Source organism: Pinisolibacter aquiterrae (assembly GCF_019160155.1).
Lineage (GTDB): Bacteria > Pseudomonadota > Alphaproteobacteria > Rhizobiales > Ancalomicrobiaceae > Pinisolibacter > Pinisolibacter aquiterrae.
The window spans coordinates 1-14471 of record NZ_JAFNIH010000040.1; the positions used below are offsets into that span (position 1 = coordinate 1).

General features: G+C 67.8%; 13 protein-coding genes. 9 read left to right on the top strand and 4 right to left on the bottom strand.

Going from position 1 to position 14471, the window contains the following annotated elements:
• Positions 1-246 precede the first annotated feature (246 nt).
• Positions 247-1806 carry a cache domain-containing protein gene (locus J3S89_RS15280; protein ID WP_217928576.1) on the top strand — a complete coding sequence of 520 codons (1560 nt, stop codon included), beginning with the start codon at positions 247-249 and terminating at the stop codon, positions 1804-1806.
• A gap of 17 nt (positions 1807-1823) precedes the next feature.
• Positions 1824-2459 (top strand): response regulator transcription factor, encoded by a 636-nt coding sequence (locus J3S89_RS15285; protein WP_230488879.1) that lies wholly within the window; start codon positions 1824-1826, stop codon positions 2457-2459.
• Between the two features lie 47 nt (positions 2460-2506).
• On the opposite strand, the gene J3S89_RS15290 is transcribed toward J3S89_RS15285, so the two are convergent.
• The 4 genes from J3S89_RS15290 to J3S89_RS15305 form a co-directional block, all read right to left on the bottom strand.
• Positions 2507-3838: an MFS transporter gene (locus tag J3S89_RS15290; protein ID WP_217928578.1), complete on the bottom strand. Its 1332-nt coding sequence runs from the start codon at positions 3836-3838 to the stop codon at positions 2507-2509.
• Between the two features lie 39 nt (positions 3839-3877).
• A complete protein-coding gene (gene dmpG, locus J3S89_RS15295) occupies positions 3878-4915 on the bottom strand; it encodes a 4-hydroxy-2-oxovalerate aldolase (protein ID WP_217928580.1) in 1038 nt (345 codons plus the stop codon).
• Positions 4915-5856 carry an acetaldehyde dehydrogenase (acetylating) gene (locus J3S89_RS15300; RefSeq protein WP_217928581.1) on the bottom strand — a complete coding sequence of 314 codons (942 nt, stop codon included), beginning with the start codon at positions 5854-5856 and terminating at the stop codon, positions 4915-4917. Before J3S89_RS15300 ends, dmpG begins: the two co-directional genes overlap by 1 nt.
• 433 nt (positions 5857-6289) lie before the next feature.
• The gene (locus tag J3S89_RS15305; protein WP_217928582.1) at positions 6290-7207 is read right to left on the bottom strand and encodes a LysR substrate-binding domain-containing protein; all 918 of its coding nucleotides are present in this window, start codon (positions 7205-7207) and stop codon (positions 6290-6292) included.
• Positions 7208-7393: 186 nt separating this feature from the next.
• Between J3S89_RS15305 and J3S89_RS15310 the strand changes: the two genes are divergently transcribed.
• Genes J3S89_RS15310 through J3S89_RS15340 form a run of 7 tightly spaced genes read left to right on the top strand, consistent with a single transcriptional unit; the run spans position 7394 to position 14470 of the window.
• Complete coding sequence (locus tag J3S89_RS15310; protein WP_217928583.1) at positions 7394-8272, top strand: CoA transferase subunit A; 879 nt, start codon at positions 7394-7396, stop codon at positions 8270-8272.
• 51 nt (positions 8273-8323) lie between these two features.
• Complete coding sequence (locus J3S89_RS15315) at positions 8324-9937, top strand: ABC transporter substrate-binding protein (RefSeq protein WP_217928584.1); 1614 nt, start codon at positions 8324-8326, stop codon at positions 9935-9937.
• Positions 9938-9948: 11 nt separating this feature from the next.
• Entirely contained in the window at positions 9949-10929 is a 981-nt protein-coding gene (locus J3S89_RS15320) for an ABC transporter permease (protein WP_217928585.1), read from the top strand.
• The gene (locus J3S89_RS15325; protein WP_217928586.1) at positions 10926-11831 is read left to right on the top strand and encodes an ABC transporter permease; all 906 of its coding nucleotides are present in this window, start codon (positions 10926-10928) and stop codon (positions 11829-11831) included. Before J3S89_RS15320 ends, J3S89_RS15325 begins: the two co-directional genes overlap by 4 nt.
• On the top strand, positions 11828-12823 hold the full coding sequence (locus J3S89_RS15330; protein ID WP_217928587.1) for an ABC transporter ATP-binding protein: 996 nt from the start codon (positions 11828-11830) through the stop codon (positions 12821-12823). The genes J3S89_RS15325 and J3S89_RS15330 overlap by 4 nt, the downstream gene beginning before the upstream one ends.
• Positions 12801-13772, top strand: a complete 972-nt coding sequence (locus tag J3S89_RS15335; RefSeq protein ID WP_217928588.1) for an ABC transporter ATP-binding protein — start codon at positions 12801-12803, stop codon at positions 13770-13772. The genes J3S89_RS15330 and J3S89_RS15335 overlap by 23 nt, the downstream gene beginning before the upstream one ends.
• Complete coding sequence (locus tag J3S89_RS15340) at positions 13769-14470, top strand: CoA synthetase (protein ID WP_217928590.1); 702 nt, start codon at positions 13769-13771, stop codon at positions 14468-14470. Before J3S89_RS15335 ends, J3S89_RS15340 begins: the two co-directional genes overlap by 4 nt.
• Position 14471 lies beyond the last annotated feature (1 nt).

Below are 14471 nucleotides of genomic sequence, written 5' to 3' on the forward strand. Positions count from 1 at the left end.
AACTCGTAGAACAGGGAGTCTTGAACGACTTGCCGATCGCCCATCATCGACTTCACTCCTGCCGCCGTGACACGAGTGAATCAGTGATCGACGCTCGGCGCAACGCCTGAGTTTTTCAACAGAATCGACCCGAAGCGGCCGTTCGGCGTCCGGGTTTTCATCCGGCACCGACCGTGCCGCCATGGCGCGACGTCGATTTCGCGTGCACGATCACGACATCGAAAACCCGTTCGGCCGAACCAGACAATGTATTCCCGGAACCTCCCGAGACTCGGCATTCGAGGCCGACTTCTCTTCGCTTCGCTGATCGGTCTGCTCGGCCTCGTCGCGCTCGGCGCGGTCGCGACCGAGAGCATCCGCCGGCAGATGATCGACGATCGCATCACCATGGTGCGCAATCTGACCGAGCTCGCCCATACCGTGATCGCGCGGGAATACGCCAGGCAGAAGGCCGGCGAGATCGATGAGGCGACCGCCAAGCGCAATGCCGTGGAAAGTCTGCGGGTGATGCGTTGGGCCAATGGAGAATATTTCTTCATCGACGACTTCGACGCCCGTTCGGTCCTGCTGCCGATCCAGCCGGACTACGAGGGCAAGGACGTCTCCGACCTCACCGATTCGAGCGGCACCCGCTTCGTCCTCGCCCAGCGCGATCTGGCGGTCGCCGGCGGCGGCGTGATCCGCTACGAATTCACCAAGCCCGGCACCGGGTCGGCGGCGGAGAAACTGTCACATGTCCGGCCGTTCGAGCCGTGGCGTTGGTTCGTGGCGACGGGCATCTATCTCGACGACGTCGACCGCGAGGTGCGCACGGTGCTCCTCCAGACGACCGGCCTCGGCGCGATCGTCGCGCTGGTGACCTGGCTCCTCGGACGCGCCGTCGCGCGCTCGATCAGCCGGCCGCTCGGTCACCTCACCGAGGCGATCGACCGATTGACGCGGCGCGACTTCGCCGTCGACATCCCCGAGGTCGAGCGGCGTGACGAGATCGGCGACATCGCCCGGGCGGTCGATCAACTGCGAACCACGCGGCGTGATTACGAAGCCCTCCAGGAGGCCTCGCGGGTCGAGCGGGAGACGGCGCTCGCCTATCAGCGCGAGAGCGCGGCGCGGTTCGAGAAGACGGCGCGGCTCGTGAGCATGGGGGAGATGGCGACCAGCCTCGCTCATGAACTGAACCAGCCCTTGGCCGCCATCGCCAACTACTGCATGGGGTCGGTCCGCCGTCTCGAGGCCGGCTCCGGCGACCGCGCGGGCCTTCTCTCGGCGATGCGCAAGGCCTCCTCCGAAGCGGCGCGGGCGTCGCGAATCGTCGCGAGGCTCCGCCGCTTCCTGCGCCGCAGCGAGCCTTCGGTCGAACCGCAGCGGCTCGCCGACATCATCGACGAGGCGACGACCATGGCCTCCGTCGATCTGCGCCGGCGCGGCCACGCGATCGTCATCGACGCGCCCGACGACCTGCCGCCGGTGCGCTGCGATCGCGTCATGATCGGTCAGGTCCTCTTCAATCTGATCCGCAACGGGATCGAGGCGATGGAGGCCCGTCCGGTCGAACGCCGGCTTCTGGTGGTGGCGGCGCGCGCCGAGGTCGGGCACGTCGAGGTCACGGTGACCGATTTCGGAACCGGCATCGCCGAAGGCGACCGCGACAGGATCTTTCAGGCGTTCTACACCTCGAAGCCGGAAGGTCTCGGCGTCGGGCTCAACATCTGTCGGTCGATCGTGGAATTCCACGGCGGGCGGATCTGGGTGACCGACAATCCGGAGGGAGGAGCAGTGTTCCACTTCACACTGTCGATCGCATGAAGAAGGCCGGTGAACCCATGCCCCCGATCGAGACGGTTCACGTCGTCGACGACGACGACGCGTTTCGCGATTCGCTGGTCTGGCTGATCGAAGCCAATCACCATCACGTCGTCGCCCATGCCAACGCCGAGGACTTTCTCGCCGTGTGCACGCCCGACATGGCGGGCTGTCTGGTGGTCGACGTCCGCATGCCCGGCCTCGGCGGGCTCGAGCTGCACGATCGGTTGGTGGCCATGGGCGTGGACCTGCCGACGATCGTCGTGACCGGCCACGGCGACGTGCCGATGGCGGTGGAGGCCTTCCGCAAGGGAGCGGTCGACTTCGTCCAGAAGCCGCTCGACGACGACTACATGCTCGCGCGCGTCGACTTCTGCCTCGCGCGGGATCGCAACCGCCGGCGCAAGGCGCTCCACGAGCGCGACGTCGTGGCGCGTCTCGCCGCCTTGTCGGCGCGGGAACGCGAGGTCCTCGACTGCGTGGTCCAGGGCAAGCTCAACAAGCAGATCGCCGACATTCTCGACATCTCCATCAAGACCGTGGAAGTGCACCGCAGCCGGGTGATGGAAAAGATGCGGGTCGGCACCGTCGCCGAATTGGTGCGGCTGTGCCTCGAAGTCGAAGCGGCGACCACCGGCGACGAAAGCCCCGAGTAGTCCTGGGACCACTCGGGGCTCGGCGTGTCTCGACGATCGGAGGGAGGTCAGTCGTCGAGCGGGAGGCCGCTGCGATCGCGGGTGAGGCCGACGGCGACGAGCGAGACGAGGCCGCAGGCGACGAGGAACACGATCACGGGCACGTAGCTGCCGCCGTAGCTCGCCAGGAGCGCGGTGGCGATCAGCGGCATCGGGCCGCCGACCAGCGCGGCGCCGACCTGATAGCCGAGGGAGACGCCGGTGTAGCGCACGTCGGCCGGGAAACTCTCGGCGAAGAAGGTGCCGAGCACGGACCCGTAGGTCGACCAGATCACCGAGAAGCCGACGACGATGGCGATGGTGGCGATCATCGGCGACTTCAGCGAGAGCAGCCAGAAGAACGCGGGAATGTAGGCCATCATCACGACGGTGCCGGTGAGGAACACCACCTTGCGGCCGATCCGATCGGAGAGACCGCCGAAGAACAGCATCATCGGAACGGCGACGACGGCGGCGAGCAACACCATGTTGAGCGCGTCGACCCGCTTGTAGCCGAGACCGACGAGATAGGAGATCGAGAAGGTCGCGAAGAGGAAGAAGGTCGAGGTTTCGATCACCTTGGCGCCGATCACGACCAGCACCGACCGCCAATGATCACGGAAGGTGGTGAAGAGCGGCACGCGCTTGGTGGTGCGACGGCTCGCGACCATGCGGAAGGAGGGCGTCTCGTCGATCTGATGACGGATCCACAGGCCGATGAAGACCAGGACGATCGACAGAACGAAGGGAATGCGCCAGCCCCAAGCGAGGAAGTCGGCTTCCGGGATCGCCGACGACAGGAGGGAGGTCACGACGTTGCCGAGCGCCAGGCCGAGCAGCGCGCCGGTCTGCGGCACCGCGCCATAGACGCCGCGCTTCTCGCGGGGCGAATATTCGACCGCCAGAAGAAGACCGCCGCCCCATTCGCCGCCGAGCGCGAGGCCCTGCACCAGACGCAACGCGGTAAGCAGGATCGGCGCCCAGACGCCGACGGTCGCATAGGTCGGCATCAGGCCGATCAGCATGGTGGAGACGCCCATCAGCGACAGGGTCACCACCAGCGTCTTCTTGCGGCCGATGCGATCGCCGATGTGGGAGAAGACGATGCCGCCGATCGGGCGGATCAGGAAGGCGAGGGCGAAGGAGGCGAGCGCCAGGAGCTGGCTCGTCAACGCGTCGGTCGACGGAAAGAACAGCCTGCCGAACACGATCGCCGACATCGTTCCATAAAGGAAGTAGTCGTACCATTCGATCATGCTGCCGATGGCGCTGCCGAAGAGCGCGCGACGGCGATCTCCCGGCGAGACCAGTTGCGCCTTGTCTTCCATGGCGTTCGGATACGCCTGTGCAATCGACGTCATCGTCGTTCTCCCTGATTTATATGAAATTCGTTGGGGGTCTCAGGCCGCGGAGGTCTTTCGCGCCTCGAGGATGTCGAGGGCGACGTCGATGATCATGTCCTCCTGACCACCGACCATGCGACGCTTGCCGAGTTCGGTCAGGATCTCGCGGGTGTCGACGCCGTAGAGCTTCGAGGCGTTCTCGGCATGGCGCAGGAACGACGAGTAGACCCCGGCGTAACCGAGCGACAGGCTCTCCCGGTCGACGCGGACCGGACGATCCTGGAGCGGGCGCGCCAGATCGTCGGCGGCGTCCATCAGCTTGAAGAGATCGCAGCCGGTCTCGATCCCCTTGCGGTTCAACACCGCGATCAGAGCCTCGAGCGGCGCATTGCCGGCGCCCGCGCCCATGCCGGCGAGCGAGGCATCGACGCGAACCGCTCCCGCCTCGATGCCGGCGACCGCATTGGCGACGCCGAGCGTCAGGTTGTGGTGAGTGTGGACGCCGATCTCGGTCTCCGGCTTCAGTGCCGCGCGAACGGCCGTCACCCGCGCCGAATAATCCTCCGGCAGGAGCGCGCCGGCCGAATCCGTCACGTAGACGCATTCGGCGCCGTAGCTCTCCATCAGCAGCGCCTGCTCGACCAACTTCTCCGGCCCGACCATGTGAGCCATCATCAGGAAGCCGACGGTGTCCATGCCGAGCGCCCGCGCCGCCTCGATGTGCTGGCGGGCGACGTCGGCCTCGGTGCAGTGGGTCGCGACCCGTACCGAGCGGGCACCGGCGGCATGGGCCACCTTCAGGTCGTGCACGGTGCCGATGCCCGGCACCAGCAGGATGGTCGGCACCGCGTGAGTGCAGACCTCGGCGACGGCCGCGATCCATTCCGCGTCGTCGTGGCTGCCGAAGCCGTAGTTGAAGGTCGAGCCGGCGACGCCGTCGCCATGGGTGATCTCGATCGCGTCGACCTTGGCCTCGTCGAGCGCCTTGGCGATCGCCTGCGCCGCCTCGATCGAATAGGAATGCCGGATCGAATGCATGCCGTCGCGCAGCGTGACGTCCTGGACGTAGAGCTTGTTCGGATTCGGACGAGCCATCACGCGGCCTCCTCGGTGCGCACCTTGGCGGCCCAGTGGTCGGCGGTGACCAGGGCGGCGGAGGTCATGATGTCGAGATTGCCGGCATAGGCCGGCAGGTAATGGGCGGCGCCCTCGACCTCGAGCATGATCGTGGTCTTCAGCCCCGAGCAGAGGCCGACGCCGGGGATCCGGACCGGCGCGTTGTCGCCGATCACCTCGAACTGGACCTTCTGCTTCAGACGGTAGCCGGGCACGTATTTCTGCACCGTCGCCACCATCTCCAGGATCGAGGCCTCGATCGCGGCGGGATCGCCGCCCTGGCTGAGCGTGAACACCGTGTCGCGCATGATCAGCGGCGGTTCGGCCGGGTTGAGGATGATGATCGCCTTGCCGTGTTCGGCGCCGCCGAGCACCTCGATCGCCTTCGAGGTCGTCTCGGTGAACTCGTCGATGTTGGCGCGGGTGCCGGGACCGGCGGACTTGGAGGAGATCGAGGCGACGATCTCGCCCCAGATCACGCGCTTCGAGGCGCGCTTCACCGCATAGACCATCGGGATCGTCGCCTGGCCGCCGCAGGTGACCATGTTGACGTTGGTCTCGTCGATGTTGGCGTCGCCGTTGATGGCGGGGATGGTGAAGGGGCCGATCGCCGCCGGGGTCAGGTCGATGACCTTCTTGCCGTCGGCCCGGAGCAACGCGTCGTTGTGGAGATGCGCCTTCGCCGAGGTGGCGTCGAACACCACCTTGATGTCCCTGTATTCCGGCATCTTGCGCAGGCCGTCGATGCCCTCGTGGGTCACCGGGACCTTCAACCGGGCGGCGCGGGCGAGACCGTCGGAGGCGGGATCGATGCCGACCATCGCCCCCATCTCCAGGTTCTCAGACGTCCGCATGATCTTGATCATCAGATCCGTGCCGATGTTGCCCGATCCGATGATCGCGCATTTGACCTTGGCCATGAGTTCTCCTTCGCATCTCAGCGAAACATGGAAGAGCATTCACCGAGAAGACGCAGACCAAACAGGTCGGCGTGCCGAGCACCTGGCGAAACCCGGTTCGGTTCATGCTTCGTAATTGTTTGACGGAAGCAGCCTTGAATTCAGGCCGGATAGATCATCATCCGCTCGTCCCCCTGATTTATTTCTTGTTGGCGGGGATGCTAGGAGAAAACCGAATTTCGAGAAATTGGGGTATACCCCAATCGCCCCCTGCCGCCACGTCGCGCCCCCTCGGACGCCTGGCCGGGGCGAAGGCGCGGGAAGGCGCCGTGCGAATACCGTCGCGGTGTCGACGACCGCGCATGGCCGGACGCACCGAACGAGAGAGCGACCGGACCGCCGCCGTTCGCGGACGCCGCCTCCCGTGGAGGGACGGGAGCGCCGCCGGGCGTCGTCACGCGTTTCCGGCCGAAGCCCTGATCCAATCCAAGAAGAGTTCGGTCGCCGGCGACGGTTCGCGCTCGCGCGGCAGCGCCAGTTGGTATCCGCGATGCCAGACGACCTCTTCGGACAATGGAAAGACGAGGAACTCCTTGTCGACGAGATCGCGGACGAGGAGATCGACGCCGAGCGCGACGCCACCACCGGCAACCGCCGCGCGGATCATCACCTCGTAATTGTCGAAGACGGTGCGACGCAGAGTTTCCGGCGGACGAATTCCCGCCATCTGGAACCACTGCCCCCAACTCACCGAGAACTCGCCCTCGACGTTGCGATCGAGCAGGGTCGCGGACCAGAGATCGTCGATCGTCCTCAATGGGCCACGGCGCGCCAGATAGTCGGGCGAACACACCGGCCGGACACGGATGCCCACCAGCGGCAGGACCCGCAGATGCGGCCAATTGCCGTCACCGTATCGAATGGCGACGTCGATGTTCTTCTCCGCCGGATCGATGTCCGTGTTGTCGGTGAGGATGCGCAGATCGATTTCGGGGTGAGCGGCACGAAAGGCCTCGATCCGTGGGCCGAACCACAGGCTGGCGAAGGCGAGCGGCATGCCGATGGTCAGATAGGGCGACTTGGCCCGCGCCATCAAACGGGAGGCGGTGGCGGCGACGTGGGTGAGCCCGATCGTCACCGCGTCGAACATCTCCCGGCCCTCTTCGGTCAGAACCCGCCCGCGCCCCGATGGGCGAAACAGCTCGAGCCCGAGAAACTCCTCGATCCGGCGAATTTGGCGGCTCACGGCGGCCTGGGTCACTCCCAACTCCTCGGCCGCCAGCGTGAAGCTGCCGTTCCGCGCGGCCGCCTCGAACGCGACGATGCTGTTGGGCGGGGGCAGCCTGTGCCTCAGAGCCCCGACGGGGTCCATTTCGCATTCCTTTTTCTCATGTGAAATTGGAACAAAAAACCTACTAATTCCATAGTCTATTGGCTAGGCTGAAATCGATCCGGGAGCAAACCCGCCATTTTCCCATCAAGAACGCGATCTTTCCACGAGAAGTCGCGCGTGAACCTCGGCGATCCGCCTCGATGCTCGAAGAAAATGTAATTCGATATGTTAAAAAAAGTCAACAATGAATCCACTCGGAGCGGGGCTTCGGCGACCACCCGCGCGGCCTCGACCTTCGTCGATCTGGCGACGGCGGTGGCCTCGATCGCCGACGGCTCGCGGGTCGCGATCTCCAAGGTCGAGCCGATGGACGCGGCGCGAGCGCTCGCGCTGCTCGGGCGACGCGATCTCGCGCTGGTGGCCGTGCCGACCGCCGGTTTCGCCGCGGATCTGCTCGTCGCGGTCGGCGCCGTCGGCTCGATCGAGACGGGAGCGATCACTCTGCCGGGGCATGGTGGATCGCCGGCGGCGAGCCGCGCCCTCGCCGAGAGACGCCTGCGGCGCATCGAATCGGCCTGTCCCTTGCTCGAACTGCAGATCGAAGCGGGCGCTCTCGGGCTCCCGTTCACGCCGGTCCCCCATCTTCTCGGTTCCGACGTCGTCTCGTCGCGTGAGGATCTCCGCGTGATCGACGATCCCTTCGGGTCCGGCGACCGCATCGTCGTGGCTCCGGCGTTGCGCCCGGACGTGGCGTTGATCCACGGCCTGCGGGCCGATTTCGACGGCAACGTCGTCGTCTCCGCTCGCGGGGAGGATCGCCTCCTCGCTCGGGCCGCCCACGTCACGATCGTCACCGTCGAGGAGATCCGCGCCGACGCCACCGCGCAATTGGCCGACGACGAGATCGTCGTCCCCTCGATCTTCGTCACCGCGATCGCGCCGGCTCCGGGCGGGACGTGGCCGGTGGCGGACCCACACGGCAACGGCGCGGACGCCGCCGGTATCGCCGCCCATCTCGCCGCGTCGAGATCCGCCACGCCCGGAGCCGCGCATCTCGCGCTCGCGGCGGAGCGGCTCGAAGCCGAGCATCGACGCCCCCGCTGAGCCGCGCGCTCCGCCTCTCTCTCGATCCCCGTGATGGAAGGACCGATCTCAATGACCCGATCCCGAGGACTCCACCGTCGAGCGCTCCTTGCGAGCGCCGCCTCACTCGTCGCCCTGCCCTTCGCCGGCATCGAGAGCCTCTCCGCCGCGCCCACGGGCGCCGGCGGCGGCACGTTGACCTACGCGGTCTTCCCCGAGCCGACCAGCCTCGTCGCCATCTCGACCAGTGGCGGCGGCGATCGCCTGGTCAGCGCCAAGGTCGTCGAAGGACTGTTCACCTACGACTTCGAACTGAAGCCGAAGCCGCAACTGGCGCTGTCGTGGTCGGCGACCCCCGACGGCCTCGAATACACCTTCAATCTGCGACCGAACGTGAAATGGCACGACGGCAAACCGTTCACCTCGGCGGACGTCGCCTTCTCGCTCCTGCTCGTCAAGGAGATCCACCCGCGCGGCCGGGCCACCTTCGCCAACGTCCGGGCGGTGCGCACCCCCGATCCGCTGACCGCCGTGGTCGTCCTGTCGGCCCCCGCTCCCTATCTCGTCTACGCGCTCGCCGCCGGCGAGACGCCGATCGTGCCGAAACACGTCTACGAGACCGGAGACCCACGCACCAATCCCGCCAATCAGGCGCCGATCGGCACGGGACCCTTCGTCTTCAAGAGTTGGGCGAAGGGCAGTCACGCCGTCTACGAGCGCAACCGCGACTATTGGGACGCCGGCAAACCGCATCTCGACCGGCTCGTCGTCCGCTTCATCCCCGACGCCGGCGCGCGCGCCGCCGCGCTGGAGAGCGGCGAAGTGGACATTTCCGGCGGCAACCCGGTCGCCCTCTCCGATCTCGATCGGCTGAAGGCGCTGCCGAACCTCGCCATCACCACGGAGGGCAACAACTACCAGCCGCAGCAGGTGCAGCTCGAGTTCAACGTCGCCAATCGGTACTTCAAGGATCAGCGGGTTCGGCAGGCGGTCGCCCATGCGCTCGATCGCAAGGTGATCGTCGACACCATCTACTTCGGCTACGCCATCCCCGCGCCGTCGCCGATCAGCCCGCTCGACGCCCGCTTCTTCGATCCGACGGTGGAGACCTATCCGCTCGATCCGGCCAATGCCGAGGCGCTGCTCGACGCCGCCGGTCTGCCAAGGGGTGCGAACGGCAACCGCTTCGCCGTCACCCTCGACTACAACCCCTTCGCACCCGAGCGCCTGCAACTCGCCTATTACGTCAAACAGGCGCTGGCGAAGATCGGCATCGACGTCACGATCCGCACCCAGGACTTCCCGACCTTCGTCAAGCGGGTCTACACGGATCGTGATTTCGATTTCGAGATCAACGGACTGTCGAACATCGTCGACCCCACCGTCGGCGTCCAGCGCGCCTATTGGTCGAAGAACATCATCAAGGGCGTGCCGTTCTCGAACGGATCGGGCTACTCGAACCCGGAGGTCGACCGGCTGCTCGAGGCGGCGGCGATCGAGCCGTCGCACGAAAAGCGCGTCCAGTTGTTCAACGCATTCCAGCAGATCGTCGCCCGCGAGGTGCCGTTGATCAATCTGGTCACCAAGCTCGCGGCGACCGTCTACAACCAGCGGGTCTCCGACCACACGGTGACCGGCGACGGCCTCGAGGGCAACTTCTCCGACGTCCGCGTCGCGGCGAAGTGAGGCGCGAGACGGTGCGCGCCATCCTCGCCCCGCTGAAGGTGCTCGCCCACACGGTCCCGACGTCGGTCGGGATCGCCGTGGTGACCTTCCTGCTCGTGCAGCTCGCGCCGGGGGACGCCGTCGACGTGTTCGCCGGCGAATCCGGCGCGGCGACGGCGGAGACCATGGCCGGCCTCCGGCGCGCGCTGGGGCTCGATCTGCCCCTGCTCGACCGTCTCCTGGCCCATCTCTCCGGTCTCGTCCGCTTCGATTTCGGATGTTCGATCCGCTACAACGCGCCGGTCGCGAGCCTCGTCGCGGAGCGGCTGCCGAGCACGCTGGCGTTGATGGGCTGCGCCCTCGCCCTTGCGCTGGTCGTCGGCATCCTGCTCGGGACGCTGATGGCCTGCACCGCCGGATCCTGGCTCGATCGCGGCCTCTCGGCGGTGATCCTGTTCTTCTATTCGGTGCCCGGCTTCTGGATCGGCCTGATGTCGATCGTGTTCTTCGCCGTCCGGCTCGGCGTCCTGCCGACCGGGGGGATGGAGACGATCGGGGGCGACTTTTCCGGTCCGGGCGACGCGCTTCTCGACCGGCTGCGCCACATGGTGTTGCCGACGGTCTCGATGGCCCTCTTCTTCATCGCCATCTACGCGCGGCTGATGCGGTCCTCGACCTTGCAGGTATTGGGGCTCGACCACGTCCGGGTCGCCGCCGCCAAGGGACTGCCGCGATGGGTCGTGGTGCGGCGCCACGTGCTGCGCAACGCCCTGCTGCCGGTGACCACAATGGCCGGTGTCCACATCGGCGCGATGCTCGGCGGGGCCATCGTCATCGAGACGGTGTTCAGTTGGCCGGGACTCGGCCGCCTCGCCTACGAGGCCCTGATGAGCCGGGACTTCAAGATCCTGCTCGCGATCCTGTTTCTCTCGTCGATCCTCGTGATGTTCACCAATGCGTTGGTCGATCTGCTCCAGCTGTGGCTCGACCCGCGCATCCGGAGGCGCCGATGACCGCTCCTTCCCCGTCTGCTCCGGCCGCCGTCGCCGAGACGGCCGCGCGTCCGTCCCGCCCGACGATGCGCGCGCTCCGCGCCCTCGTCGGCTCGCGGCCGGCCGTCGCCGGGCTCGTCGTCCTCGGCCTCGTCGCTCTCGTCGCGATCCTCGCGCCGTTCGTCGCTCCGGGCGACCCTCTGGCGATGGTGGCCCGTCCCTTCGTTCGGCCGGGTGTGTCGGGCGCGGTGCCGCTCGGCTCCGACGCGCTCGGTCGCGACCTCTTCGCCGGCGTCGTCCACGGCGCCCGCGCCTCCCTGGTGATCGGCCTCGCCGCGACGGTGGTCGGTCTCCTGGTCGGTACTCTCGTCGGGGCCACGGCCGGCTATTTCGGAGGTCGCGCCGATCTCGTCCTGGTGCGCCTGATCGAGCTCTTCCAGACGATCCCGAACTTCGTGCTGGTGGTCGTCATGGTCGCGATCGTCCAGCCGACGATCGTCACCATCACCCTCGCCATCGGCATCGTCTCGTGGCCGCCGGTCGCCCGCCTCGTCCGAGCGGAGTTCCGCGCGCTCGGCGCTCGCGACTTCGTCCTCGCGGCCCGCGCCGCCGGCTGCGGCGATCTCCACATGATGCTGCGCGAGATCCTGCCGAATGCGCTGCCGCCGGTGATCTCCACCGCCTCGGTGATGGTCGCCTCCGCGATCCTGATGGAATCCGCCCTCTCCTTCCTCGGCATGGGCGATCCCAATCTGGTCAGTTGGGGGGCGATGGTGGGCGCCGGGCGGGATTCGCTGCGCTCGGCCTGGCACGTCTCCGCCGTTCCCGGCCTCGCCATCGTCGTCGTCGTGCTGGCGCTCAACTTCGTCGGCGAAGGATTGGAAGAGGCGTTCGATCCGCGCCGCACGGGAGAGCGCCGATGACGCGCGCGCCCCTTCTGCTGGTCGACGGTCTCTCCGTCGCCTTCCCCACCGCGACCCCGGTCCGCGACGTCGGCTTCACGGTCGGCGAGGGCGAGACGGTCGCGCTGGTCGGCGAGTCCGGTTCGGGCAAGTCACTGGTCGCCTCGTCGCTTCTACGCCTCCTGCCGGCCGGCGGCCGGATCGTCGGCGGGGCCGTTCGTTTCGAGGGCACCGACGTCACCCGTTCGACCGAGGCGGAGCTGACGCACCTGCGCGGGCGCCGGATCGCCATGGTCTTCCAGGAGCCGGCGACGGCGCTCGACCCGGTCATGACCATCGGCCGGCAGGTCGCCGAAGTGATCGAATGGCACGAAGGGGCGTCGAGACGCGCGGCGCGGGCGCGGGCGATCGAGTTGCTCGATCTCGTCCGCCTGCCCGATCCGTCCCGCCGGGTCGACTCCTATCCGCACGAGCTCTCCGGCGGCCAGCGGCAACGGGTGATGATCGCCATGGCGATCGCCTGCCGGCCGAAACTCGTCGTCGCCGACGAGCCGACCACCGCCCTCGACGTGACCATCCAGGCCCAGGTGCTCGAGCTTCTCGACCGGCTGCGTCGCGAACTCTCGATGGGGGTGCTGCTGATCAGCCACGATCTCGGGGTGGTCGGCCAATGGGCCGACCGAGTGGTGGTGCTCTATGCCGGCCGCAAGCTCGAGGAATTGCCGGCGGAACGGCTCTTCGACGGCGCCCGCCATCCCTACACACGGGGTCTCCTGGCCGCGTCGCCGCGACCGTCCGCCCTCGGCGCGGATGGTCTCCTCACCGAGATTCCGGGGCAGATCGACGGGGCCGATCGCCTGCCCGGCTGCCCCTTCTCGCCGCGCTGCGCCCTCGCCCGACCGAGTTGCGACGACCGGATGCCGGACCTCGTCGCGGTCGGACCGGAGCACACGGTCGCCTGTCCTGTCGCACCTCGGGGAGGGATCGCCGATGCCGTTGCTGTCGGTCGTTGACCTCGCCGTCTCCTACGGTTCGGGGCGAGATCGCCTTCGGGCGGTCGACGGCGTCTCCCTCGAAGTCGGACGGGGCGAGACGGTGGCCCTGGTCGGCGAATCCGGCTGCGGCAAGTCGACCCTCGGCCGCGCCGTGCTGCGGCTCGAGCCGGTCGAGCGCGGTCGGATCGATTTCGACGGAACCGATCTCGTCGGGCTCGGGGCGCACGCGCTGAAACGTCTGCGGCCCCGTCTGCAGATCGTCTTCCAAGATCCCTTGGGGTCGCTCAATCCGCGTCTCACGATCGGCGAGACGCTCGCCGTCCCACTCGCCGTCCAGGGGATCGGCAGGGCCGAACGGCACGAGCGGGTCGGCGCGATGCTCGCCGAGGTCGGCCTGCCGGTCGGCTCGGACCGGCTCTATCCGCACGAGTTCTCCGGCGGCCAACGCCAGCGCGTCGCCATTGCCCGAGCGCTCGTCTCGAAGCCGGATCTGGTCGTCTGCGACGAGCCCGTGTCCGCCCTCGATCTCTCGGTGCAGGCCCAGATCCTCAATCTGCTCGTCCGGCTGAAGCGGGAGTTCGGGCTCGCCTATCTCTTCGTCTCGCACGACTTGGCCGTCGTTCGCCACATCGCCGACCGGGTACTGGTGATGTATCTCGGCCGGGTGGTGGAGAGCGCGCCGAGCGAGGCGCTCTGGTCGCGCCCTCTCCATCCCTACACCCGCGCGCTGATCGAAGCGGTCCCCGATCCCGCCCGCCGCCGCCCCGCCGTGCCGCTCGCCGGCGATCTGCCGGACCCGCGCAATCCGCCGTCCGGCTGCCGATTCCGCAGCCGCTGCCCGATCGCGACCGCCCGCTGCGCCGAGGAGGACCCCGGCGTCCGCGAGATCGAACCCGGGCATGCCGTCGCCTGTCATCTCGCGCCGACGGGCTCGTTCGAAACCACCGTCCGAGGAGGCACCCCATGAGCGAACCGGACGACGTCACGGGCCTGATGGCCATCCTCTGTGCTCGCGAGATCCGGCCCGGTGACCGCTTCGGGATCGGTGTCGCCTCGCCGATCCCGAGCCTCGGCGCGCGGATCGCTCTGTCGCTCGGCGCGCGCGACGCGATCCCGATCGGCCGCAATCTGCCGGGCGGCGTGCCGCTCGCCGGGTCTCTCGACTTCACGGCGATGGTGCTGCAGGGGCGGGTCGACCTCTTCTTTCTGTCCGCCGCCCAGATCGACGCGACCGGCGCGATCAATCTCCAATACGTGGGCGACGGAGAGAGGCGGCGCGCCTTCTTCGGGGCCTTCGCGGCGCCGCTCTACTATCCGGCGGTCGGTCGCACCGTCCTCTTCCGCGAGGAACACAGTCCGAGGACCTTCGTCGAGCGGGTCGACTGGGTGACCGCGACGCCTCCGGAGGCGCCGCGCCACGACCGGCCGGTGGTCGTGGTGACGCCGAAGGCGGTGCTGAGGTTCTCCTCGGCGCGCGGGGGCTTCGAACTCGAGTCCTTTCATCCCGGCGAGACGATCGCCTCGGTTCGCGACGCGACCGGCTTCGATCTGCCGGCCGCCGCCGAGGTGCACGAGACCCCGGCGCCGAGCGCGGCCGAACGCGCGCTTCTCGCTCGGTTCCGCGCCGAGACCGCGTCTTCCCCATCCGATCCCGGCAAGGCCTGAC